Below are 22,382 nucleotides of genomic sequence, written 5' to 3'. Positions count from 1 at the left end.
TCGCCGGGATCGCCACTCACGAGGGTTCGAGGTCGACGTCGTCGCGGCTGACGTACGCCACGCGGTGGCCGAGCTGGATCTCCACGTACTTCGCCTTGCCCCGCACGACCTTGTTGGTCGCGACGTCGAAGGACGCCGAGTAGTACTCCGAGCCGGTCAGCCCGCCGACCGAGTACTTCTGGCCCGCGCCGAGCTGGTACGGCAGCGGCATGAGCTCCTGCACCGGAATGTCCTTCGGATACGCACTGGCCTCCGGGTACGCGCTCCCGTAGACCGGCACGGTCGGCTTGCCCTCCTTGGGCGTCGCGACGAATCCGTCCGCCGGATACGCGGTCGGCGCGTCGCCCGGGTTGCGGAACCAGCCCTTCTGGCCGAGGTACCAGATCGCGGTCCAGTCCCCGCGGGTGTCCGCGACGGCGTACTTCTGCCCGGTGGCCGTGCGGCTGCCGATGTCCGCGACGTCCATTGTGGATGGTTCAGCCCCGTGCAGGCCCGCATCGGACAGCAGCGGCGCGGACTCGCTCGGCGCGGTGCGCAGCACGACCGATCCCGAACTCCGGCCCGGGCAGGGGTTTCCGGACCCGATCTGGTCGCAGCCGGTGAACGCCGGGCGGTTGGCGGAGAACTGCGGATCGATCATGACCAGACTGGAATCCGGTTCGCCCTCGTGCTCCAGGGGAGCGCCGAGCAGGGCGAAGTAGTGCGCCCAGTCCCAGTACGGACCCGGGTCCCAGTGCATGCTCTTGATCTTGTCCGCGTTCGGGCCGGGCACGTTGTCGTGGCCCAGGATGTGCGCCCGGTCCAGCGGAACGCCGAAGCGGTGGGCGAGGTAGCGCACGAGCTTCGCGGACTGGCGGTACATCGCCTCGGTGAACCAGGTGCCCTGCGCGGCGAAGCCCTCGTGCTCGACGCCGAGGGATTTTTCGTTCAGGTACCAGTTCCCGGCGTGCCAGGCGACGTCCTTGGTCGGCACGTGCTGGGCGACCTGGCCGTCTGAGGAGCGGACCGTGTAGTGCCACGCGGTCTGACCGGGGGTCTGGGCCTGCTTCAGCACCGAGTCCCAGGTGCCCTCGGTGTCGTGGATGACGATGTAGTCGATCTTCTGGTCGCGCGGCCGGTCGGCCTTGTCGTAGTTGCCGTAGCTGTCGCCGATCTTCTGGAACGGCGCGGGCGCCGATTCGCAGGACAGCGACCTCGGGCACTCGGTGGCCGGCGGCTTCCCAGCACGCAGGCCGAGGCGGTCCGCCTGCGCGCGGTCCGGCGTGAGGCCGAATGTCGCGGCGAGTTTGACGGCCTGGCCGTCGTCGGTCGTACGCGTGACGCCGCTGGTGATGGTGGCGAAGACCTCGTTGGCGAAGGTGCGCGCGCCGGTGACGTCCTCGGAGCCGCTGTATCGCGCGACGGCTCCGTACCAGTCCTTCGCGTTGTCGCTCTTGACGCCCAACTCTCGCTGGTACTCGGCCAGCAGCGCCGCGCCGCCGCGGATGTTCGCTTCGGCGTCCGTACGGAGCTTCGCCGCGTCGGTGTGCAGCAGCTCAGCGGCCTTGTCGATGGTTTGGCTGCCGGGCGGGGGAGTCGGAGCTTCGAGCGTCCGCAGGCGCAGGGGCGGACGGGAGCCGTCGCCGCGGGGGTCTTCGCCGGGGTGGTCGAATTCGCTGGTCCGCAGGCCGGTGGTGCGGACGTCGGTGAGGTGCATCGGGCCGTACCCGGCGGCGGTGCTGGGCGCGCCGGAGTGAGTGTCCCAGCGGGATTCCAGGTACGAGACGGCCAGCAAGACGTCCACCGGGACGCCGTATTCGGAGGCAGCGTCGGCGAAGGCCCGCTGGCGGGCTTCGTTGGCGGGCTGTGCGGAGGCGGGCGCGGAGACCGCGACTAACGCCAGCAGCCCGGTGGTGGCAGCGGCCAGCCGCCACGGGAGTGAGCGAAGCATAGGAGGACTCCAGGGGTGGGATGCCTGTCTGTGCGGATCCAACCAGTCGCCGGGGGACTTGGTGGGGATTATCCGCCCGGATGGGGCGGCGATGTCTTGGCCGTCTGCCGCCCCGCGGAAGGCGCTCGCGCGCGACCCGGAGCAAACGGGCCGGTCAGCGGCTTTCGTCTCACGTTTCGGCAGGTCCGGCGGACCCTCCTTGCGAAGCTGGCACTCACATGGCTAGAGTGCTAATCGAACGGCCCGGACACGCCCCGGCACCCGCGACGGCGGGGGTGGTATGAGCCGTAACCAGTCATCATGCCGACGCTTTCGACGACCGTGGAGGTCAACCCGGTGAGCGTGAACATCAAGCCGCTCGAGGACAAGATCGTTGTCCAGACGAGCGAGGCCGAGGAGACGACCGCCTCCGGCCTCGTCATCCCCGACACCGCCAAGGAGAAGCCCCAGGAGGGCAAGGTTCTGGCCGTGGGCCCGGGCCGCATCGACGACAAGGGCAACCGCGTTCCGCTGGACGTGGCTGTCGGCGACGTCGTCATCTACTCCAAGTACGGCGGCACCGAGGTCAAGTACAACGGCGAGGACTACCTGATCCTCTCCGCCCGCGACGTGCTGGCCGTCATCAACTGACGCGTCACTCGCAGCGCAAGGACGCCCCGGGCCCCGCTCATGCCGGGGTGCGGGGCGTTTTGCGTCGCACGACAACCGAAAGGTAAGCGGAAAGCGTTATGCCCAAGCAGATCAGTTTCGACGAGGACGCTCGTCGCGCGCTCGAGCGCGGGGTGAACAAGCTCGCCGACGCGGTCAAGGTCACCCTCGGCCCGCGCGGTCGCCACGTCGTCCTCGACAAGAAGTTCGGCGGCCCGACGATCACCCTCGACGGTGTCACCGTCGCTCGTGAGATCGAGCTCGACGACCCGTTCGAGAACCTCGGCGCGCAGCTCGCGAAGAGCGTCGCCACCAAGACCAACGACGTCGCGGGCGACGGGACCACCACCGCCACGGTGCTGGCCCAGTCGCTGGTGAAGCACGGCCTGCGCAACGTCGCCGCCGGCGCCAACCCGACTTCGGTCGGCAAGGGCATCGAAGCGGCCGCGGAGAAGGTCATCGAGGTCCTCAAGGCCAAGGCCACCCCGGTCAAGGGCCGCGACAACATCGCCCAGGTCGGCACCGTCACCTCGCGGGACGCGACGATCGGCCAGCTGCTCGGCGAGGCCGTCGAGCGCGTGGGCGAGGACGGCGTGATCACCATCGAGGAGTCGTCCACGCTGGCGACCGAGCTGGTGATCACCGAGGGCGTCCAGTTCGACAAGGGCTTCCTGTCGGCGCACTTCGCGACCAACCCGGAGGACCAGAAGGCGATCCTCGAGGACGCCTACATCCTGCTGAGCCGCGAGAAGATCTCGGCGCTGGCCGACCTGCTCCCGGTGCTGGAGAAGGTCGTCGAGGCGAAGAAGCCGCTGCTCATCATCGCCGAGGACGTCGACGGCGAGGCGCTGTCCACCCTCGTGGTGAACTCGCTGCGCAAGACGATCACCGCGGTCGCGGTCAAGGCCCCGTTCTTCGGCGACCGCCGCAAGGCCTTCCTGGACGACCTTGCCGTCGTCACCGGCGGCGAGGTCATCTCCGCGGAGATCGGCCGCAAGCTGTCCGAGGTCGACCTCGGCTCGCTGGGCAAGGCCCGCCGGGTCGTCGTCACCAAGGACGACACGACGATCGTCGACGGCGCGGGCACCAAGGACGCCATCGCCGCGCGGACCGCGCAGATCCGCAAGGAGATCGAGACCACCGACTCCGACTGGGACCGCGAAAAGCTCCAGGAGCGGCTCGCGAAGCTCGGCGGCGGCGTGGCCGTGATCAAGGTCGGCGCGGCCACCGAGACCGAGCTGAACGAGCGCAAGCACCGCATCGAGGACGCCGTGGCTTCCACCAAGGCGGCCGTCGAGGAGGGCATCCTGCCCGGCGGCGGTTCGGCGCTGGTGCACGCGGTCAAGGAACTCCAGGGCGATCTCGGCCTGACCGGCGACGAGGCCACCGGGGTGCGCATCGTCCGCGACGCGCTCACCGCCCCGCTGCACTGGATCGCGACGAACGCGGGCTACGAGGGCGCGGTCATCGTGAACAAGGTCCAGGAGCAGGGCTGGGGCCAGGGCTTCAACGCCGCCACCGGCGAGCTGACCGACCTGATCGCGGGCGGCATCGTCGACCCGGTCAAGGTGACCCGCTCGGCCGTCGCGAACGCGGCGTCCATCGCCCGGCTGGTGCTCACCACGGAAAGCTCCGTGGTCGAGAAGCCGGTCGAGGAAGAGCCGGAGGCCGCTGGCCACGGGCACTCGCACTGACGCGGATCAGCCTCTGCGTTGTTGCGGCGGGGCGGCATTCCCTTCGGGGAGTGCCGCCCCGCTTTCCGTCGTGGGGCAGGTGCTTCCGCATGACCGGCAGGCTGGGGAACATTCTGCCCAGCTCTGCGAGACCCGCTCGCCCGAACATCGCGGCCGTTCCGGTGAACACGGCCGGCGGTGAAGTCTTCAGCGCGGCGACATCGACGGGGTGGCCGTCCAGCAGTGCGATCCCGATGCCAGCTCTTCGCCCCGACCCGGCAAGCGGACGGCGTACCGTGCGGTGGTCGCGCTAGAGGTGCGTCCGGAACCGCTGAAAGCCGATCAGGCGGTGAACCCGCCGTCCACCGTGATCGACGTCCCGGTCAGATACCGGCCCTCCGGACCCGCCAGGTAAGCCACCGCGGCCGCGATGTCCGACGGATTTCCGTAGTGCCCCAACGCGATATGCGCCAACTGGTCCGCGGAATGCGGTCCGTCCGCCGGGTTCATCTCGGTGTCCGTCGAGCCCGGGTGGACCACCATCGCCGTGATTCCGCGCGGCCCCAGGTCGCGCGCCAGGCCCTTGGTCATCCCCGTCAGCGCCGACTTGCTCGCTGAGTACAGGCTCAATCCGACGAATGGCGCGCGCTCCGCCAAATCGCTGCCGATCGACACGATCCGCCCGCCCTGCTTCATGTGCCGTACCGCGGCCCGGGCCGCCACCAGCGGGGCCTTCACGTGGATCGCCAGCGTGCGGTCGATCATTTCCGTGGTCAGCTCTTCGACCGGTGCCGACGGGAACACTCCGGCGTTGTTCACCAGCACGTCCAGCCCGCCCAGTTCGGCCGCGGTCCGGTCGGCCGCGCTGGTCACCGCGTCCGCGTCCGCGGCGTCTGCCCGCAGAGCCAGACCTCGCCTGCCGAGTTTCTCGATGGACGCGACCACGTCCGCCGCCCGGTCCGCGGCGCGTTCGTAGGTGATCGCGACGTCCGCGCCGTCCTCGGCCAGCCGGAGTGCGATCGCCGCGCCGATGCCGCGGCTTCCGCCGGTGACCAGTGCGACCTTGCCGTCCAGGGTGCCCATGCCCCACCTCTTTCTGTAGTGATGACTAAATAAATAGCCGCGTACGATGGGTCGGGTCAAGACTTCTGTATCGCTCACTAAAGAAGGTGGTTCATGTCACCCCGTGGCCGCCCGCGCGCGTTCGACCGCGAGCACGCGCTCAACCAGGCCATGCTGGTGTTCTGGGAGCGCGGCTACGACGGTGCGTCGCTGGCGGAGCTGACCGAGGCGATGAGCATCAAGCCGCCGAGTCTGTACGCGGCCTTCGGCGACAAGGAGGCACTGTTCCGCGAAGCGATCGAGCATTACCAATCCGCCTACGGGCGGCACACGATGCGCGCGTTGACCGAAGAGCCGACGGCGCGCGCGGCGGTTGAAGCGATGCTTCGCAACAACGCTTGCGCGTACGTGGAACCGGGGCATCCGAAGGGCTGCATGGTCGTTCTGGCGGCTACCAATTGCACGCCAGCCAATGCCTCCGTGTGGAAGTTTCTCGCTGCTTCACGCGACGAAGTGCGACGTCAGCTTCGTGAGCGCCTTCGTCGTGGAGTGGAAGAAGGAGACCTCGCGGCCACTGTGGACATTGACGCGCTCAGTGCGCTGTACGCGACTGTCTTCTATGGACTGACCATGCAAGCGCGCGACGGTGTCAGCCTCGACTCGCTGATGACAGTCATCGACCTCGCGCTCTCGCTGTGGCCCGGAAACGGCGGAGGGGCGGCGTCCACAGTGGACACCGCCCCTTCCGCGCCGTGATGAAAGTCAGATGCGCGCCATGGTCAGCGCGCGTTTGTCCTGCTTGATGATGTGGTCCCGTTCCGATTCGGACAGCCCGCCCCAGATGCCGTAGGGCTCGTGCACGGCGAGCGCGTGCTTGCGGCACATCTCCAGCACCGGGCACGACAGGCAGATCGCCTTGGCCCTGGCCTCGCGCCGTGCCCTCGCTGGTCCCCGCTCTCCGTCTGGGTGGAAGAAGGATCCGCTGTCCATCCCCCGGCACGACCCCTCCAGCTGCCAGTCCCACATGTCTGCGTTGGGGCCGGGGAGCCTGCGCGTGTCTGCCATCCTGACCGCCTCCGTCATCCGGTCGATGCCATTAGCTGCTCTGCTGTGGTGCCGATACTCCATTCGGTGCAACGGCGGTAACGTTAGAAGCGCGCCAATAGTTGTTCAATAGATCGGCGGCGATTCAGCCGTTAGGCATCCCCCAGATGTGTGAGCAGGGCTTTTGGCTCGGGTTGCCGGGACCGCGGACGGGCTGGATATTGACCGGGTGGGATCCGGATCAGGCGATGGAGAACCCACCCTGCCGGTGGCCTCGGTCGCCCGCCGGCTCGGTGTCGCGCCGTCCACCCTGCGTACTTGGGACCGCCGCTACGGTCTCGGTCCCAGTCGCCACACTGACGGCAGACATCGCCGTTACGGCAGCTCTGACATCGGCCGTCTCGAACTCATGCAGCGCGCGCTCCTTCGCGGCGCTTCGACGGCGGAGGCCGCACAGTACGCGTTAGAGCAGATGCCGCGCGCGGACTTCGTGCCAGCGCCTGCCGAGCCTGCTGAGGCGACGGAGACGAAGACAGCGGCTGACGACGTCGAAGTCCCTTCGCGGCTCGCGCGTCGTCTGAGTACTGCTGCGTTGGCGATGGATGTCGGCGCGGTACAGCGAATGCTCGTTGACGCTATTCGCGAGCTGGGTGTGCTTCAGGCGTGGGCTGGCGTGATCGACCCCGTTCTCACTGCGCTCGGCGCGCGGTGGCGAGGCGTGCACGCGGGTGCAGAAGTGGAGTACCTACTCGCTGAGTGCGTGTACGCGGCATTAGTGCGCGCGACGCCGGTCCTCGACGAGCCTCGCAACCAACGGCCGGTCCTTCTCGCGTGCGTGCCCGATGAACGGGACAACATGCCGGTGTACGCGCTCGCCGCCGCTCTTGCGGGTCGAAGGATCGGCGCGCAGCTCTTCGGCATTGCGCTGCCACAAGAAGTGTTGTCGGTAGCGGTGCGGCGAAGCGCGCCCGCTGCGGTGGTGTTGTGGGCGAATCGGGCGAACGCGGACCCTCGGCTCTTCGCGCGCGTGTCTCGCGGACGGCAGCGGACCCGGTTGTTCGCCTGCGGCCCCGGCTGGGATCCGGCGCTGTTGCCGCCGAAAGTCGAGTTGCTGGCGGATCTTTCCGCGGCGGCCGACCGTGTGGAGCACGTTCTTGTCGGTGCTCCACGCTAGAAAGGGCGAGTGGACGAAGAAGCACTGACGGCCCTCGCGTTCGGCCCGGACGCCGGCCCGGCGGACTCGATACCTCGCGACGGCTCGCCAAGGCAACGCCTCCTGGCGGCGATCGTGCTGGGTGCCCGCGGCCGGTACGCGGCGGCCGCGGAGTTGCTCGACCCGCTCCGGCGCGGCCGGAATCCGCTGACAGCCTCGCTGGCGGCGAGCACCCTGGCGTCGCATCGGCGGCAGCTGGGCGCACACATGGTGGCGCGGAGGCTCGATGGGGAGGCGCTGCTGGCAATCGGACTGCGCGGAGTGGGGGAGCGCGGGGCAGCGACAGCTGGCGGCGGCCCGGGATTGGCTGGTAGCGGCCCGGGATTGGCTGGCGGCGGCCCGGGATTGGCTGGTAGCGGCCCGGGATTGGCTGGTAGCGGCTTGGCCGCGGCCGGTTCGGGTTCGCGTGGCGTTGGCTCGGGCCCAGCTGGCACCGGAGCGGATTCGCCTGTCCCAGGATCAACATCGGCCACCACCGGTTCCCCGCCTGCCACCGCGAGCCCCAGCACATCCGCCAGCCAGGGCAGCCTCGTCGAGTCCACCGAAGACCCCGACGGGCTCGATCTCCAAGGTGCCCGAGCCGACGCCTTCCTCGGCCTAGCCGCTGACAACCTCGCCCTCGGCCGCATCTCCGCCGCCCGCCGCCTGGCCGTCCGAGCCGCTCAAGCCGACCGTCGCTGGCGGGCGACCGTCCGCGGCGGCTGGGTGGGCGCCGAGATCGAGCTTGCCGCCGGACAGCCCGAAGCGGCCGTCGCCCCGGCCCGCCTCGCCTATGAGACCGCCGTCGCCCGGCACGCTCGACGACACATCGTGAAGTCCGGCATCGTCCTCGGCGTCGCGCTGCTCGCCGCCGGACAGGACGGGGCGCGGGAACTCCTCGTCGCAGCCGCCGCGGACGCCGAAAAATATGAACTCGATTCACTTGGTTGGGTGGCGGACCGCGTCGCCGCTGACGTGGACCACGACCGGGCCGAGGAGTATCGATTCAGGAGCCGCCAGGTGTTGCACGCAGTGTTACGGCGCGCGGATCCTTGCGTGATGCGCATCGCACACGAATCGCCGTGGGTGCCTATCGGACCCGGGTAGGCCTGCGGGAACGGGCGTTCCGGCATCCGGGCTAAGAAACTTCAAAAAAAGCCACCGGATCGTGTCAAGGTTCGGGCTAAAGCGTCCGATAGGGGAAGTGGAATGTCACCCGGCTGCAGGAAGGAAACCCCGTGACGACGGTCTTGATCTGCGACGACCGACGCAGTGTCCGCGAAGGGCTCACCCGTGTGATGTCCGCGGTGCCTGGGGTCAGTCGCATCGACTGCGTAGCGCACGGTGACGAGCTGCTGGCCCGGTACACCCGTCAGCCGGTCGACGTCGTGCTGGTCGGAACGCAACGCGCGGTCCCGACGGGCGTCGAGGCAACCCGCCGGCTCGTCTCCGCGAACCCCCAGGCGAACGTCATCGTCTTCGGAGCCCCGGACGACGCGGGCAGCATCGCGGCCGCCATCGCCGGCGGAGCGCGCGGCTACCTGCGCTGGGACGCTTCGCGGCCCGAACTGGTCGCCGCGCTGGCGCACACCCTGGCCAGCACCTCGGTGCCCGCGCCGCGGCAGCCGTCCGACCCGGGCGTGCAGCTCACCGAGCGCGAGCTGCAGGTGCTGCGCGGCATGAGCCAGGGCAAGAGCAACGGCCAGATCGGCCGTGAGCTGTACCTCTCCGAGGACACGGTCAAGACGCACGCGCGGCGGCTGTTCCGCAAGCTCGGCGTCCGCGACCGCGCGCAGGCAGTGGCGCACGGCTTCCGCCGCGGTCTCGTGTCCTGACCGAGGCGGAGCAAGCCAATACGGGACTTCCGATCCGATTCCCGCGGTGACGAACGGGCCAGGGCAGCCAAGCCCTGGCCCGTACCTGTTGTCCTGGCCCCTGCTCCCGTGCTTCGCCCGCGTCCCCACCGCGTAACGGCACTGCCCCAGCCTGTCTGCCTGCGACAATCGCCGCCCGGCCGCGCCCGGCGCGCCGGTCACCACCTCTGGCGGTTGTCTGGTAGGACTCCGACGGTACGGTAGCTGTGACCGGCGCGGGACGGGGACGACCACGCGCCGGATTCTTTGCACGCCTACACGTAACGCTGGGACTGTTGTCTGCGATGGCCACTGTGGGGGATGGACTGGACGAGCCGGTCGCCGCCGCTGTCGAGGGAGACCCTCAGGCAGTAGAGCGGTTGCTGGCCGCCATTCGTCCCCTTGTGGTGCGGTATTGCCGCGCCAGGGTTGGCAGGCAGGAGCGTTCGTTCGCTTCGGCAGACGACGTTGCGCAGGAGGTGTGTCTCGCGGTGCTTACGGCCTTGCCTTCCTACCGTGACCAGGGCCGCCCCTTTCTGGCGTTCGTCTACGGCATCGCCCAGCACAAGGTCGCCGACGCGCACCGCGCCGCGGCGCGCAACCGGGCGGAGCCGGTCGCCGAGATCCCCGACGAGATCGAGGGCGGCGTCGGTCCGGAGCAACGTGCTCTCCAGGGTGAGCTGAACGAGCGGATGGCGCAGTTGCTGCAGGTGCTGCCGGACAAACAACGGGAAATCGTCGTTCTGCGGGTCGTGGTCGGGCTGTCGGCGGAGGAGACGGCGGACGCCGTCGGTTCCACGCCGGGTGCCGTCCGCGTCGCTCAGCACCGGGCGCTCGCCCGGCTGCGCAAGGTGCTTGCCGCCGAGGAGGTGATCTGAGTGACCGATCGCGAAGACCGGGACAGAGACCTGTCACCTTCCGCGCAGGCCAGCGGCCTGACCGGGTACGAAGCGGAAGCCGACGGCGACCTCACGGCCATCCAGGCCGACGACGCGCTCCTCGACGCGCTCGGCGGGACCGATCCGGTTGTCGCCGACGGGCTCGGAGACCAGGAACTGAACGCGCTGCTGCTCGCGTGGCGCCGCGACATCGACAGCGAGCCGCTCGCCGAGCTGGTCGACGTCGACACCGCGATCACCACGGTGAAGACCGCCACGCTGGCGCGCAAGTACCAAAGCCGCGGCCGTCGCCGCCGCTATCTCGTGCCGGTGGCCGCCGCGTGCGCCGCCGCCGCGATCGCCTTCACCGGCACCGGCCTCGCCGCCCGGGACGCCCAGCCCGGCGACACGCTGTGGGGCCTCACGAAGGTGCTTTACGCCGACCACGCCCGCTCCGTCGAGGCCGCTGCCGCGGCGAAGCTCGACCTGGAGAAGGCGAACCTGGCGCTGGCTGACAACCGGCTCGCCGACGCCCGGCGCGCGCTCGCCGACGCGCAGGCCGCGCTCACCCAGGTCACCGACGCGGACAATCGCAACCAGCTGATGCAGCAGCACCGCGAACTGGCCGCGCAGCTCGGTCAGCCGACGGCCCCGCCCACGGACCAGAAGTCGTCGACGTCGCCTGCTGTTCCGCCGGCGCACGACCCGGTCAGCAGTGCGGCGCAGCCGCCGGGCCAGTCGACCTCGCTGCCGGGCACCGGCCACACCAACAACCCGCCGCCGGTCACCTCGGTGACGCCGCTGCCGCCGGTCACGTCCACGCCGAGCTCGCCGCCTCAGTCGCCGAGCGCCACCCCGAACGATCCGGGCACGGGCAGCAGCCCGCGCAACGAGTCGTCGCAGGGGGTACAGGCCCCGAACGGCACCAGCGGCTCCTAGCTTTTCCGAAGGTCCCGGCACGGACAGTGCCGGGGCCTTTTTCGTATCGACGGGGAGGCGCGATGCTGGTTTTCGGAGAGCCCTACGAGACCGCGAGCGGAACAGTGCTGGTCACTGTCACGCGGCAGGGCCGCCGAGGCGGGCCGGGGCATGCGGTCGGGCTGTACACGGTCAACGCGGACGGCGTGACGTGGACGCCCGCGACGGATCAGGGCCGGATCGCGCTGATCGGCGCGTGCACGGGTTTCGTGGCGGCGGCGCTCGCGACACTGGCCGTTGTGCGCCGTCCGCCGTGGCCGAACCTGACCGAGCGGGCGATGATCGCCCAGGCGGAGAGCATGAAGCACCGACGCTGACCAGGGGTTGTCCACAAGTCGACACAGCTGGGGACAACTTGTCCGCGCCCACGAAGAAGGTCCTGGTGGCCAAGCTCACCAGGACCTTCTTTTCAGGCTCTTCAGGGCCGAACGCTCAGTACGCGCTTTCGTTCGCGGTGACCCCGTCCGCGAAACCGCGGCAGTAGTCCCAGCTCACGTAGTCGGTCGGGTTCGGGTCGAACGCCGGCTCGTGCGGGCGCATCCGGCCGTCGGACAGCAGCTGCTCCAAGCTCGCGCGCAGCAGCGTCCAGTCGTGATAGTGGGGTTCGTCGCACTCGCCGCAGTCGACCACGATGCCGCGAACCCCGCGAGGCTCCAGCAGAGCCTGGTATACGGCGAGATCGGACAGGTCGGCCAGCAGCTCGGTGCGCTCGTCCGCGCTGATCGGCTCTTCCAGGTGGTCGTCGGGGTCGGGGATGGCCCGGGCCGGATCGTCCGGGTCGTCCGCGAACGGATCGGGGGGCAACACATCGTGCGGCACGGCCTGCACGCTACCCGCCGGGCCACCCGCCCGGGCCAGGGCCCCGGCCCGGATATCATGCGGGGAAGGCCCGAGGCCCCTCGGCCCACGCCAGGCACCGCTGCCCGCGACTCCAGCCCACTCCCGCCAGGAAGGCCCTTCGCCCCTCATGACCAGCGAAAGCATCACCCCCGCAGTGCCCAGCAAGTTCGCGATGCTCGGCTTGACCTTCGACGACGTGCTGCTGCTGCCCGCGGAATCGGACGTGGTGCCCAGCGCGGTGGACACGAGCACGCAGCTCACCCGCAACATCAAGCTCAACGTTCCGCTGGTCTCCGCCGCGATGGACACGGTCACCGAGGCGCGGATGGCGATCGCCATGGCGCGGCAGGGCGGCGTCGGCGTGCTGCAGCGCAACCTGCCGATCGAGGAGCAGGCGGCGGCGGTCGAGGTCGTGAAGCGGTCCGAGGCGGGCATGGTCACCGACCCGGTCACCTGCTCCCCGGACGATACCCTCGCCGAGGTCGACGCGCTGTGCGCGCGGTTCCGCATCTCCGGCGTCCCGGTCACCGACGCCTCCGGCGCGCTCGTGGGCATCATCACCAACCGCGACATGCGGTTCGAGGTCGACCACACCCGCCTGGTGAGCGAGGTCATGACCCGGACGCCGCTGGTGACGGCACAGGTCGGCGTCACCGCGGAGGCCGCACTGGGGCTGCTGCGCAGGCACAAGATCGAGAAGCTGCCGATCGTCGACGGCGCGGGCAAGCTGCGCGGCCTGATCACGGTCAAGGACTTCGTGAAGACCGACCAGTACCCGAAGGCCTCGAAGGATCCCGACGGCCGTCTCATCGTCGGTGCCGCGGTCGGCGTCGGCCCGGACGGTCACAAGCGCGCGATGGCACTGGCCGAGGCCGGGGTGGACGTGCTGATGGTCGACACCGCGCACGGCCACTCCCGGGCGGTCGTGGAGACCGTGCGGCTGCTGAAGAAGGAACTGGGCGACACCGTCGACGTCGTCGGCGGCAACGTCGCGACGCGGGCCGGTGCGCAGGCACTGGTGGACGCGGGCGTGGACGGCGTGAAGGTCGGGGTCGGCCCGGGCTCGATCTGCACCACGCGGATCGTCGCGGGCGTGGGCGTGCCGCAGATCTCCGCGATCTACGAGGCGGACCAGGCCTGTCGTCCGGCGGGCGTCCCGGTGATCGGCGACGGCGGCATCCAGTACTCCGGCGACATCGCGAAGGCCATCGCCGCGGGCGCGTCCACGGTCATGCTGGGCAGCCTGCTCGCGGGCACCGCGGAATCGCCGGGCGATTTGATCCTGGTGAACGGCAAGCAGTTCAAGGTCTACCGCGGCATGGGCTCGCTGGGCGCCATGCAGTCGCGTGGCGAGGCGAAGTCCTACTCCAAGGACCGCTACGCCCAGGACGACGTGCTCAACGAGGACAAGCTGGTGCCGGAGGGCATCGAGGGCCGGATCCCGTTCCGCGGCCCGCTGTCGAACGTCGTCCACCAGCTCGTCGGCGGTCTGCGCGCGGGTATGGGCTACGCGGGCGCGGAGACGATCGCGGCGATGCAGGCGGCGCAGCTGGTCCGGATCACCGCGGCCGGGCTGAAGGAAAGCCACCCGCACGACATCACGATGACCGTCGAGGCTCCGAACTACACGACCCGCTGATCGACCCGGTTCGCCCGCTCCGCCTCCCCGCCACACCGGATCTCCCGGTGACGGCGAGGGAGCGGGCGAATGCGGTTTTCCCGGAGGTTCGTGCTGACGGCGGTGGTGCTCGGGGAGGGTCGGCTTCCGCGGCCGCGGCGGATTCGCCGGACAGTTCCTTGCGGAAGCGCACCGAGCTGTACTTCGGTACCGCCGAACCGCACGGCGGCGAGGTGACCGGGAGCATTCGATCGTGCGGTATCCGCCGACGAACCAGCACGCGAACGGCGACCTCGAACAGATCCGCACCGACTACCAGCATCTGTTCGATCAGGAATCCGTGCTGTGGACCGATTCCACCGCGCGCGTCTCGTTCTGAGCGCGGTTCCAGCCGAGCAGCAGCAACGGCGTCGCCAGCATCAACGCGCCCGCCAGTCCGAGCGCGCCGCGCGTGCCCAGCCACGTCGCCACCAAACCCCACAGCAGCGTCAGTCCGGCGGTGCTGGCGCTGCTGCTGATCCGCCACGCGGACAACATCCGGCTCACGTAGCCGTCTTCGGTCTCTTCGAGCCGGTAGGTCGCGAGGACGGTGTTGTACGCCGCCGCGCAGACGATCAGTCCGAACTCCACCGCCATCACCCAGAACAGCCCGCCGATACCGGGCGGCACGAACGCCAGCAGCACGACCCAGCATGTCCGGACCGCGGCGAGGATCGGCAGCAGCCGCACCCGGCCGTAGCGCGGCACCAGGTCGCGGGCGAGCCGGGAGCCGGCCAGGCCGCCGAGGCACGGGATGCCGAACGCGAGCCCGTACTGCCAGGTCGGCAGGTCGAGTTCGCCGAGCAGTAGCACCGCCAGCACCGGCGAGGTGGCCATGATCAGGCCGTTGACCAGGCAGGAGTTGAGGAACAGCATCCGCAGCCGGGCATGCCGGAAGAGGTAGCGCCAGCCCTCGGCGAGGTCCGCGGCGCGGAAGGCGGCGGGGCGGGCTGGTTGGGGCTCGCGGGTGCGGATCGTCGAGAGCGAGAGCGCGGAGAGCAAGTAGCTGAGCGCGTCCAGGATCACAGTGGCCAGCGGGCCGAAGAATCCGATTGCCGCGCCGCCCGCTGGCGGGCCGAGCGCGGTAGCGGTCCACAGTGTCGTCTCGAACCGGCCGTTGGCGGTGAGCAGGTCTGGACCAGCCGCGAGTGATTTCAGATACGCGCCGCTCGCCGAGGTGAACGCGATGTTCGCCGCGGCCACGAGCACCGATACCGCCACGAGCTGGGCGAACGTCAGCAGGTCCAGCAGGTACGCGGGCAGCAGTGTGAGCAGGGCGGCGAACCGGACGAGGTCCATGGCGATCAGCACCGGTCGTTTCCGCCGGAATTCCACCCATGGACCGAGCGGGAGCGCCGCCAGCGAACCGACCGCGAGCCCGGCTCCGGCCAGCAGCGACACCTGCGCGGCACTGCTGTGCAGCACCCGCACCGCGATGATCGAGAAGGCGTCGAGGGCGAAGTAGGTGCCCGCGACGCTGACCGCGTACGCCAGCCACAGCCGGTGAAAGTCCTTGCCCAGCGCCAAATCCGTCCCCCTCGCTCAGCCGGGCAGCCAACCATCCGCTCGCGCCGGTGGCAAACAACCGCGCGCACAACCGGTGGTTGTCGCCACCGCAACGGTCCCCCGCGCGCAGGTAACCCGGGTCGACTCGCGACAATGGACAGTGAAGGCGTCAGGCGCGAGAAGGGACATCACGTGCGGGATCTGGTCGAGATCGGCATGGGCCGCACGGCGCGGCGGGCGTATGACCTCGATGACGTGGAGATCGTGCCGTCGCGGCGGACGCGGTCGTCGTCGGTGGTGTCCACTGCCTGGCAAATCGACGCGTACCGGTTCGACCTGCCGCTGGTCACCCACCCGACGGACGCGATCGTGTCGCCGGGGACTGCGGTGGCGATCGGCGAGCTGGGCGGCCTCGGCGTGCTCAACGCCGAAGGACTGTGGGCCCGGCACGGATGCGTCGAGGAGGCGATCTTCCGCCTCGTCCGCGCGGCCGAGGACAGCGAAGACCCGACTGCGGTCGTGCGCGAGCTGCAGGAGCTGCACGCCGCGCCGGTCCGGCTCGACCTGCTGACCGAGGCGATCAAGACGGTCCGCGAATCCGGCGTGACGGTCGCCGCGCGGGTCAGCCCGCAGCACGCCGCGGAGCTGACGCCGGACCTGATCGCCGCGGGTGTGGAGATCCTGGTCGTGCAGGGCACGATCATCTCCGCCGAGCACGTGCAGCGCGACGCGGAACCGCTCAACCTCAAGGAGTTCATCGGCCGCCTCGACGTGCCGGTGATCGCGGGCGGCGTGAGCGACTACCGCACCGCCATGCACCTGATGCGCACTGGCGCGGCGGGTGTCATCGTCGGCCACGGTTACACCGAGGGCGTCACCAGCACCGACCGCGTGCTCGGCATCGGCACCCCGATGGCGACGGCGATCGTGGACGCGGCCGCCGCCCGTCGCGACTACCTCGACGAGACCGGCGGCCGCTACGTGCACGTCCTCGCCGACGGCGGCATCACGACGTCCGGCGACATCGCGAAGGCGGTCGCCTGCGGTGCGGACGCGGTCATGCTCGGCGCCCCGCTGGCGACCGCCTCGGACGCCCCGGGCCAGGGCCTGTACTGGACCGCTGCGGCGGCGCACCCGTCGCTGCCGCGCTCGCGCGTGGTGGCCGGCCCGGACTCGGACTACGCGGTGGACCTGAAGACGCTGCTGTTCGGCCCGTCCTCGGACGCGGAGGGCGTGGTGAACCTGTTCGGCGCGCTGCGCCGCGCGATGGCCAAGACGGGGTACTCGGACCTGAAGGAGTTCCAGCGCGTCGGGCTGACCGTGCGCGGCTGAGGCATTTCGCGAAAAAGGCCCCCTTCGCGGGGGCCTTTTTTGTGCCGGAAGGTCCGGAGCGCGCCCGTCTCCGTTATACTTTCGTTATCTTTGGAGTTCGGTGTCGCGCCTGAAGGGTGAGCGGATGGCACTGCTGGGGGAGTCCGCGTCGACCTGGTGGCTCGGCGGCATCGTCGTGGGCAGCCTGCTGATCCGGCTGCTCGCGCTGGTCGTGGCGTTGCGCGGGACGGAACCGGCGGAGTGGCCCGCCATCATCCGGGCACTCGGCGAGCTGTTCCGGTTCGGGCCGAGGCGCAAGACCCGCTGAGGTAACTCGTCAGTAACTTAACTCTGGCCTGGCGGCTCCCCGAGGGTTACGCTCTTTCCTGTGACTGCCAGTAACACCACCACCGCGCGGCAAGAACCCGACTACGACGTCCTCGTGGTCGGTTCCGGGTTCGGCGGCAGCGTCGCGGCGTTGCGGCTGACCGAGAAGGGCTACCGCGTCGCGGTGGTCGAGGCGGGCCGGAGGTTCGCCGACGACGAGTTCGCCAAGACGTCCTGGGATCTCAAGCGCTACCTCTGGGCCCCGCAGCTCGGCTGTTACGGCATCCAGCGCATCCACATGCTCAACGACGTGATGGTGCTGGCGGGCGCGGGAGTCGGCGGCGGTTCGCTGGTTTACGCGAACACGCTGTACCGCCCGCTCAAGCCGTTCTACCAAGACCGGCAGTGGGCGCACATCACCGACTGGGAAAGCGAACTCGCGCCGCACTACGACCAGGCCAGCCGCATGCTCGGCGTCGTCACGAACCCGACGATCACGCCGTCCGACGTGGTGATGCGCGACGTCGCGAAGAAAATGGGCGTCGAGGATTCGTTCCATGCCACACCGGTCGGGGTGTATTTCGGCAAACCGGGCGAGACGGCGAAGGATCCGTTCTTCGGCGGAGCAGGCCCGGACCGGGTCGGGTGCACCGAATGCGGTTCGTGCATGACCGGCTGCCGGGTCGGCGCGAAGAACACGCTGGTGAAGAACTATCTGTATCTCGCGGAGAAGGACGGCGCGCAGGTCATTCCGCTGACCACGGTGACGTCGGTAAGCCCGCACAGCAAGGGTTACGAGATCACGCTGCAAAAGACCGGCACGCGTTCGCGGCGGTTCCGGACCACGGTCACCGCGGCGCAGGTGGTGTTCGCCGCGGGCACCTGGGGAACGCAGAACCTGTTGCACCGCATGAAGGACACGGCCGCGCTGCCGAAGCTGTCGGGCAAGCTCGGCGAGCTGACCCGGACGAACTCCGAGGCGATCATCGGCGCGGCGCGTACCGCGGTGGACCCCGAACAAGACTTCAGCCGCGGGGTCGCGATCACCTCGTCGATCCATCCGGACGAGAACACGCACATCGAACCGGTGCGTTACGGCAAGGGCAGCAACGCGATGAGCCTGCTGCAAACCGTGGCCACCGACGGGTCTTCGAGCGTTCCGCGCTGGCGGCAGGCGCTCACGTTCCTGATCAAGCACCCGGCGCAGTCGGCGAAACTGCTGAACGCGTACCGGTGGAGCGAGCGCACGGTGATTCTGCTGGTGATGCAGAGCCTCGACAATTCCATCACCACCTACACCCGGCGCGGCCTGTTCGGACGGCGGAAGTACACGTCGAAACAGGGCCACGGCGAGCCGAACCCGAGTTTCATCCCGGCCGGGCACGAGGCGAACGTCCTTACCGCGGAACGGATCGGCGGCATGCCGGGCGGCACCTGGGGTGAGGTTTTCGACATCCCGCTCACCGCGCACTTCATCGGCGGCGTGCCGATCGGCGACAGCGCCGACTCCGGTGTGATCGACCCGTACCACCGGGTTTACGGCTATCCCGGACTGTCCGTTGTGGACGGATCGGCGATCACCGCGAACCTCGGGGTGAACCCGTCGCTCACCATTGCCGCGCAGGCCGAGCGGGCGTTCTCGTTCTGGCCCAACAAGGGCGAGGCCGACGAGCGGCCGGAGCAGCGCAGCGGGTACACCCGGATGGAGCCGGTCGCGCCGAAGAACCCGGCGGTTCCGGCGAACGCGCCCGCGGCACTGCGCCGCTGACCTAAGATCGCCCGGTGACCACTGCGGCGCTGGACCGGATCCGGGAACTGCACGACGAATGGGCGCGAGTCGCCGAGGCCATGCCGGCCTCGGCCTTCGGTGAGCCGAGCGCGCTGCCCGGCTGGACGCGCGCGCATCTGCTCACCCATCTCGCGCGTAACGCCGACGCCCTCGGCAACCTGCTGACCTGGGCGGAAACCGGGGTCGAGCGGTCGATGTACGGCCCGGGCAACGCGCGGGACGACGACATCGAGGCTGGCGCTGGCCGTGCTCCGGCGGAGATCGCGGCCGACCTCGTGGCGTCCGGGAAACGGCTGACCGACCACGCCGCACGGCTGCCGGAGGAGGCGTGGTCGGCTCCGGTCCGGCACCGCCGCGGCGGTGCGCTGACCGGCGCGGACGTGCTCACCCTGCGGTTGTCCGAGACCACGATCCACCTCGCCGACCTCGACGCTGGCCACGATTTCGACAGCGTCACCGCAGTGCTCGGCGACCATCTCGAAGCGGTGACCGGGACGCTGATCCGGATGTGCCCGCGTCCGCTGCCCTCGTTCCGCATCACCGACGGCGTCCGCACTTGGACCCTCGGCGAAGGCGGTGACCTCGTCACGGGCACGCCGGGCACGGTGCTGGCCTGGCTGACCGGCCGCGGCGACGGTTCCGCGCTTTCCGGGCCGGTGCCGGAGATGGCGCCGTTGATCTGATTCAGCTGGACTGCCGGGCGGCGGCGAGTTCGTCGTCGTCGCCGACGATGCCCAGTTGCCGCAGGATCGCGAGCCGGTCGGTCTGAATGTCGAGGTCGCAGATCCGCCCGTCGGTCACCCGCGCCAGGACGAAACCGCGCCACGTTCCGCGGTTGCCGGTCGCGAAGCCTCTGCGGTAGTCCGGTGTTGGTGGCGGTGAGCGTCACCGTGGCGGCGGCCTGGTCGCCTTCGGCGAGCAGCGAATCGACGGCGACGCGCAGGTCGGGGAACGCGGTCAGCATCTGCGTCCAGCCGGTGCGGAAAGCCGCGAGCCCGCCGGTCGGCGCGTCGACCACGACCGGGCCGGATTCGGTGACGTCCTCGGCCACCACGGTGTCCAGGTCGCTGAGGTCGTGGCTGTCGACGATGGCGAGAAAGCGGCGCAGAACGGTCTTGGGGTCGGTCATGGCTCCTCGATTCTTACGCTGTAAGAGACGAGAGCAGTGGTACCTTACGATGTAAGAAACGTCAAGGGGGGCCAGTGTCCGATCGGAGGGCCCGGCCGCGCGCCGGGCTGACCAGGGAGCGGGTCGTGGACGCCGCGCTCGCGTTCGTGGACGAGCACGGCATCGCCGCGCTGTCGATGCGCAAGCTCGGCACCGAACTCGGCGTGGAGGCGATGACGCTCTACCACTACGTGCCGAACAAGGAAGCGCTGCTCGACGCCCTCATCGACCGGCTCGTTCCGGCACTGGCCGCGATCGAGCCGGAACCGGGCGAGTCCGGCCAGCGCTGGCTGGGCCGGGTGGCCCGGGCGTACCGGGAGCAGCTGCTCGCGCATCCGGGCGTGCTGCCGCTCGCCGCGACCCGCCCCGCGGTCAGCCCGGAGTCGCTGCGGGTGGCCGAAACCGCACTGCGGCTGCTGGAGTTGCCGCCGGCGCGCGGACTCGACATGGTGAACGCCGTGATGACTTTCGTTCTCGGCCACACGCTCGCCGAGGCTGGCCGCACCCCCGGCACACGGTCCGATGTGGACAGTCTGGCGCACCTTGACGAGGAACGCTTTCCGCTGCTCGCGCAAGCGCTGCGGGACGGTCCCCGGCACGGCGAGCGGTTCGCATTCGCCCTTCGGGCATTACTGGCCGGACTTTTCGCAACCCACTCACGGTCTGAGGCGTCTGAATGAACATGACATTGGGGAGAAGGACGTTCTTGCGCGCCGCCGGGTTGACGGCGGTCGGCGCGGTGGCCGCGGCCTGCACCGCGAAACCGGGACCGTCGGTGCCGCAGACCAGCCCGACGACGAGAGCGTCCGTCCCGCCGAGCACCAGCTCGAAGCCGTCCGGGCCGCCGGACTGGAACGCATTGCGCGGCAAACTCTCCGGCGACCTCGTACTTCCTTCCGAGGGCGGATTCGCCACCGCGAAGCGGGCGTTCAATCCGCTTTTCGACGGACGCAATCCCGCTGCGGTAGCGAAATGCGCGAAGCCGGAGGATGTGCAGGCCTGTGTCGAAGCGGCCGGCGGGCGGATTCCGCTCGCCGCGCGCAGCGGCGGGCACAGTTACGCCGGGTATTCCGCGCCGGACGGCGGCCTGGTGATCGACGTCGGCGGGATGGCCGGCGTGGAGGTCCAAGGCGACCAGGTGGTGATCGGCGCGGGCGCGAAACTCGGCGACGTCTACTCGGAACTGGCGAAGGCGGGCCGTTGCCTGCCTGCGGGTTCGTGCCCGACTGTCGGCATTGCCGGGCTCGCGCTCGGCGGCGGAATCGGCGTACTGACCCGTAAATACGGGCTGACCTGCGATCGGCTGCAGTCCGCGCGGATCGTCACGCCGGACGGCAAGCTGCGCACGGTGAGCGCGCAAGCTGACGACGACCTGTTCTGGGCGCTGCGTGGCGGCGGGGGCGGAAACTTCGGCGTGGTCACCTCGTTCACCTTCACCACCGTGGAAGCGCCGACCGTCACGGTGTTTTCGCTGAAGTTCCCGTCCGGTTCGGCGAGCGACGTGGTCGACGCGTGGCAGCGCTGGCTGCCGAGCGCTCCGCCCGAACTGTGGTCGAACTGCGTGGTTTCCGGCGGCCCGGGCGGGGCGTGCCGGGTCGGCGGCGCGTTCGTGGGCAGTTCGGCTGGCCTGACGTCGGCGCTCAGCGGATTTTCGGTGACGCCGTCCAGCCGCACGATGAAAACCCTCGGCTACGGCGCGGCGATGAACTACTTCTCCGGCAGTTCCGAGCGGCAGACCTTCGTGGGGTCGTCGCGGATCATCACCGATCCGGTCGAGGGCGGGAAGATCGCCGATCTCGCTTCCGGGCACAAGGGAATGGACCTGCTGATCGACGGCCTGGGCGGCGCGGTGGGCGACATCGCGCCGACCGCCACGGCGTTCCCGCACCGGAAGGCGCTGGCCAGCATTCAGGTCTACGCTCCGGCCACCGCGAGCAGCCAGGACACCGCGCGCAAGTCTGTGTCCACTGTGGTCGCTGGACTGGCGGACGCGGGCGCGCGCGGCGGCTACGTGAACTACATCGACCCGGACCTGCCGGACTGGAAGTCGGCCTACTACGGCGACAACGCGGCCCGGCTGGACCAGGTGGCGAAGAAGTACGACCCCAACGTGTTATTCAAGTTCGCTCAGTCTGTGTGAGGGGCTTGTGAGTGCCTATGCCGGTTAGAACCGGCATAGGCACTCACGACACCCCGCTCATCGCCTAACCCCAGTACGAAACGGCCCCGTCCGGACCAGCGGCGCAGCCAAGACCGCCCCGCCCCGCCGAAGGCGCAGCAAGTCAGCGTCCGCCGACCTCGCCCCGCTGTCTGTGAAGGGAACCCTGAGAGACTCTGATTCCGTCAGGGTTCCCCTCACGGACCTTGGTCAACGGGGTGCGGCCCGGCGCTGGGGTCGGCCTGGGTGTCGTGAGTGGTTATCCCGGTTAGAACTCCAGCTGTAGTTCGTGATCTTGCTGGAGGGGGTTGGTGAGATGGGTGCGGCCACCGCGTGATCATGGGTGTTTGTGAGGACAACTCAAGATC

The 22,382-nt window shown here is 69.6% G+C and carries 22 protein-coding genes and 2 pseudogenes; 18 read left to right on the top strand and 6 right to left on the bottom strand.

The genetic code is table 11. From position 1 onward, the window contains the following. Positions 1 to 16 precede the first annotated feature (16 nt). The gene (locus BM362_RS00115) at positions 17 to 1,930 is read right to left on the bottom strand and encodes a peptidoglycan recognition protein family protein (RefSeq protein WP_093571843.1); all 1,914 of its coding nucleotides are present in this window, start codon (positions 1,928 to 1,930) and stop codon (positions 17 to 19) included. A gap of 336 nt (positions 1,931 to 2,266) precedes the next feature. Here BM362_RS00115 and groES point away from each other — a divergent pair, with 336 nt between their 5' ends. Together groES and groL are read left to right on the top strand one after the other, a co-directional pair. Continuing rightward, positions 2,267 to 2,560, top strand: a complete 294-nt coding sequence (gene groES, locus BM362_RS00110) for a co-chaperone GroES (protein ID WP_009072407.1) — start codon at positions 2,267 to 2,269, stop codon at positions 2,558 to 2,560. A gap of 98 nt (positions 2,561 to 2,658) precedes the next feature. After that, the gene (groL, locus tag BM362_RS00105) at positions 2,659 to 4,272 is read left to right on the top strand and encodes a chaperonin GroEL (protein WP_067588018.1); all 1,614 of its coding nucleotides are present in this window, start codon (positions 2,659 to 2,661) and stop codon (positions 4,270 to 4,272) included. Between the two features lie 321 nt (positions 4,273 to 4,593). On the opposite strand, the gene BM362_RS00100 is transcribed toward groL, so the two are convergent. Continuing rightward, a complete protein-coding gene (locus BM362_RS00100; protein WP_067588021.1) occupies positions 4,594 to 5,334 on the bottom strand; it encodes an SDR family NAD(P)-dependent oxidoreductase in 741 nt (246 codons plus the stop codon). A 93-nt stretch (positions 5,335 to 5,427) separates the two neighbouring features. On the opposite strand from BM362_RS00100, the gene BM362_RS00095 reads away from it, so the two are divergent. Beyond that, positions 5,428 to 6,069: a TetR/AcrR family transcriptional regulator gene (locus tag BM362_RS00095; RefSeq protein ID WP_067588024.1), complete on the top strand. Its 642-nt coding sequence runs from the start codon at positions 5,428 to 5,430 to the stop codon at positions 6,067 to 6,069. A gap of 6 nt (positions 6,070 to 6,075) precedes the next feature. On the opposite strand, the gene BM362_RS00090 is transcribed toward BM362_RS00095, so the two are convergent. Further along, positions 6,076 to 6,378, bottom strand: a complete 303-nt coding sequence (locus BM362_RS00090) for a WhiB family transcriptional regulator (RefSeq protein WP_067588170.1) — start codon at positions 6,376 to 6,378, stop codon at positions 6,076 to 6,078. A gap of 247 nt (positions 6,379 to 6,625) precedes the next feature. Here BM362_RS00090 and BM362_RS00085 point away from each other — a divergent pair, with 247 nt between their 5' ends. The 7 genes and pseudogenes from BM362_RS00085 (at position 6,626) to BM362_RS00060 (ending at position 11,575) form a co-directional block, all read left to right on the top strand. Further along, positions 6,626 to 7,531 (top strand): MerR family transcriptional regulator, encoded by a 906-nt coding sequence (locus BM362_RS00085; protein WP_198545480.1) that lies wholly within the window; start codon positions 6,626 to 6,628, stop codon positions 7,529 to 7,531. 69 nt (positions 7,532 to 7,600) lie between these two features. Beyond that, positions 7,601 to 7,810: pseudogene (locus tag BM362_RS50435) on the top strand (hypothetical protein); the annotation flags it as partial. Between the two features lie 21 nt (positions 7,811 to 7,831). Continuing rightward, positions 7,832 to 8,656, top strand: a complete 825-nt coding sequence (locus tag BM362_RS48635) for a hypothetical protein (RefSeq protein ID WP_425285688.1) — start codon at positions 7,832 to 7,834, stop codon at positions 8,654 to 8,656. A 131-nt stretch (positions 8,657 to 8,787) separates the two neighbouring features. Next, positions 8,788 to 9,384: a response regulator transcription factor gene (locus BM362_RS00075; protein ID WP_020662719.1), complete on the top strand. Its 597-nt coding sequence runs from the start codon at positions 8,788 to 8,790 to the stop codon at positions 9,382 to 9,384. A gap of 323 nt (positions 9,385 to 9,707) precedes the next feature. After that, entirely contained in the window at positions 9,708 to 10,280 is a 573-nt protein-coding gene (locus BM362_RS00070) for a sigma-70 family RNA polymerase sigma factor (RefSeq protein WP_067588030.1), read from the top strand. Beyond that, the gene (locus BM362_RS00065; protein ID WP_067588033.1) at positions 10,281 to 11,219 is read left to right on the top strand and encodes an anti-sigma-D factor RsdA; all 939 of its coding nucleotides are present in this window, start codon (positions 10,281 to 10,283) and stop codon (positions 11,217 to 11,219) included. A gap of 62 nt (positions 11,220 to 11,281) precedes the next feature. Then, a complete protein-coding gene (locus tag BM362_RS00060; RefSeq protein WP_067588036.1) occupies positions 11,282 to 11,575 on the top strand; it encodes a hypothetical protein in 294 nt (97 codons plus the stop codon). Positions 11,576 to 11,690: 115 nt separating this feature from the next. Here the strand turns inward: BM362_RS00060 and BM362_RS00055 are convergent, their stop codons facing one another. Then, entirely contained in the window at positions 11,691 to 12,086 is a 396-nt protein-coding gene (locus BM362_RS00055; RefSeq protein ID WP_009072430.1) for a DUF5319 domain-containing protein, read from the bottom strand. 139 nt (positions 12,087 to 12,225) lie between these two features. Between BM362_RS00055 and guaB the strand changes: the two genes are divergently transcribed. Further along, the gene (guaB, locus tag BM362_RS00050; protein WP_067588039.1) at positions 12,226 to 13,737 is read left to right on the top strand and encodes an IMP dehydrogenase; all 1,512 of its coding nucleotides are present in this window, start codon (positions 12,226 to 12,228) and stop codon (positions 13,735 to 13,737) included. Positions 13,738 to 13,969: 232 nt separating this feature from the next. After that, complete coding sequence (locus tag BM362_RS00045; RefSeq protein ID WP_167545171.1) at positions 13,970 to 14,095, top strand: DUF3574 domain-containing protein; 126 nt, start codon at positions 13,970 to 13,972, stop codon at positions 14,093 to 14,095. On the opposite strand, the gene BM362_RS00040 is transcribed toward BM362_RS00045, so the two are convergent. Further along, a complete protein-coding gene (locus BM362_RS00040; RefSeq protein ID WP_093571840.1) occupies positions 14,047 to 15,282 on the bottom strand; it encodes an MFS transporter in 1,236 nt (411 codons plus the stop codon). The genes BM362_RS00045 and BM362_RS00040 overlap by 49 nt on opposite strands. Positions 15,283 to 15,453: 171 nt before the next feature. On the opposite strand from BM362_RS00040, the gene BM362_RS00035 reads away from it, so the two are divergent. The 4 genes from BM362_RS00035 to BM362_RS00020 all read left to right on the top strand — a co-directional run bounded on the left by BM362_RS00035 (position 15,454) and on the right by BM362_RS00020 (position 19,371). Continuing rightward, positions 15,454 to 16,593 (top strand): GuaB3 family IMP dehydrogenase-related protein, encoded by a 1,140-nt coding sequence (locus BM362_RS00035; protein WP_067588045.1) that lies wholly within the window; start codon positions 15,454 to 15,456, stop codon positions 16,591 to 16,593. Between the two features lie 124 nt (positions 16,594 to 16,717). Beyond that, positions 16,718 to 16,900: a hypothetical protein gene (locus BM362_RS00030; protein ID WP_093571839.1), complete on the top strand. Its 183-nt coding sequence runs from the start codon at positions 16,718 to 16,720 to the stop codon at positions 16,898 to 16,900. 60 nt (positions 16,901 to 16,960) lie between these two features. Further along, positions 16,961 to 18,667, top strand: a complete 1,707-nt coding sequence (locus BM362_RS00025; RefSeq protein ID WP_093571838.1) for a GMC family oxidoreductase N-terminal domain-containing protein — start codon at positions 16,961 to 16,963, stop codon at positions 18,665 to 18,667. A gap of 14 nt (positions 18,668 to 18,681) precedes the next feature. Continuing rightward, on the top strand, positions 18,682 to 19,371 hold the full coding sequence (locus tag BM362_RS00020; RefSeq protein ID WP_093571837.1) for a maleylpyruvate isomerase family mycothiol-dependent enzyme: 690 nt from the start codon (positions 18,682 to 18,684) through the stop codon (positions 19,369 to 19,371). 176 nt (positions 19,372 to 19,547) lie between these two features. On the opposite strand, the pseudogene BM362_RS50430 reads toward BM362_RS00020, so the two are convergent. Beyond that, a pseudogene (locus tag BM362_RS50430) lies at positions 19,548 to 19,817 on the bottom strand (ester cyclase); the annotation flags it as partial. Between the two features lie 74 nt (positions 19,818 to 19,891). Here BM362_RS50430 and BM362_RS00010 point away from each other — a divergent pair. Together BM362_RS00010 and BM362_RS00005 are read left to right on the top strand one after the other, a co-directional pair. After that, positions 19,892 to 20,536 (top strand): TetR/AcrR family transcriptional regulator C-terminal domain-containing protein, encoded by a 645-nt coding sequence (locus tag BM362_RS00010; RefSeq protein ID WP_067588059.1) that lies wholly within the window; start codon positions 19,892 to 19,894, stop codon positions 20,534 to 20,536. After that, positions 20,533 to 21,996: an FAD-binding oxidoreductase gene (locus BM362_RS00005; RefSeq protein WP_093571836.1), complete on the top strand. Its 1,464-nt coding sequence runs from the start codon at positions 20,533 to 20,535 to the stop codon at positions 21,994 to 21,996. Before BM362_RS00010 ends, BM362_RS00005 begins: the two co-directional genes overlap by 4 nt. The last annotated feature ends 386 nt before the right edge of the window (positions 21,997 to 22,382 follow it).

This window comes from Amycolatopsis rubida (assembly GCF_900115345.1).
Taxonomy (GTDB): domain Bacteria; phylum Actinomycetota; class Actinomycetes; order Mycobacteriales; family Pseudonocardiaceae; genus Amycolatopsis; species Amycolatopsis rubida.
Note: the sequence above shows the minus strand (reverse complement) of the source record. Positions and strands in the feature narration are given on the sequence as shown.

Coding starts and splice junctions, on each gene's coding strand:
- BM362_RS00115 (WP_093571843.1), bottom strand. CDS start 1,930: ATGCTTCGCTCACTCCCGTGGCGGCTGGCCGCTGCCACCACCGGGCTG.
- groL (WP_067588018.1), top strand. CDS start 2,659: ATGCCCAAGCAGATCAGTTTCGACGAGGACGCTCGTCGCGCGCTCGAG.
- BM362_RS00100 (WP_067588021.1), bottom strand. CDS start 5,334: ATGGGCACCCTGGACGGCAAGGTCGCACTGGTCACCGGCGGAAGCCGC.
- BM362_RS00095 (WP_067588024.1), top strand. CDS start 5,428: ATGTCACCCCGTGGCCGCCCGCGCGCGTTCGACCGCGAGCACGCGCTC.
- BM362_RS00090 (WP_067588170.1), bottom strand. CDS start 6,378: ATGGCAGACACGCGCAGGCTCCCCGGCCCCAACGCAGACATGTGGGAC.
- BM362_RS00070 (WP_067588030.1), top strand. CDS start 9,708: ATGGCCACTGTGGGGGATGGACTGGACGAGCCGGTCGCCGCCGCTGTC.
- BM362_RS00060 (WP_067588036.1), top strand. CDS start 11,282: ATGCTGGTTTTCGGAGAGCCCTACGAGACCGCGAGCGGAACAGTGCTG.
- guaB (WP_067588039.1), top strand. CDS start 12,226: ATGACCAGCGAAAGCATCACCCCCGCAGTGCCCAGCAAGTTCGCGATG.
- BM362_RS00030 (WP_093571839.1), top strand. CDS start 16,718: ATGGCACTGCTGGGGGAGTCCGCGTCGACCTGGTGGCTCGGCGGCATC.
- BM362_RS00005 (WP_093571836.1), top strand. CDS start 20,533: ATGAACATGACATTGGGGAGAAGGACGTTCTTGCGCGCCGCCGGGTTG.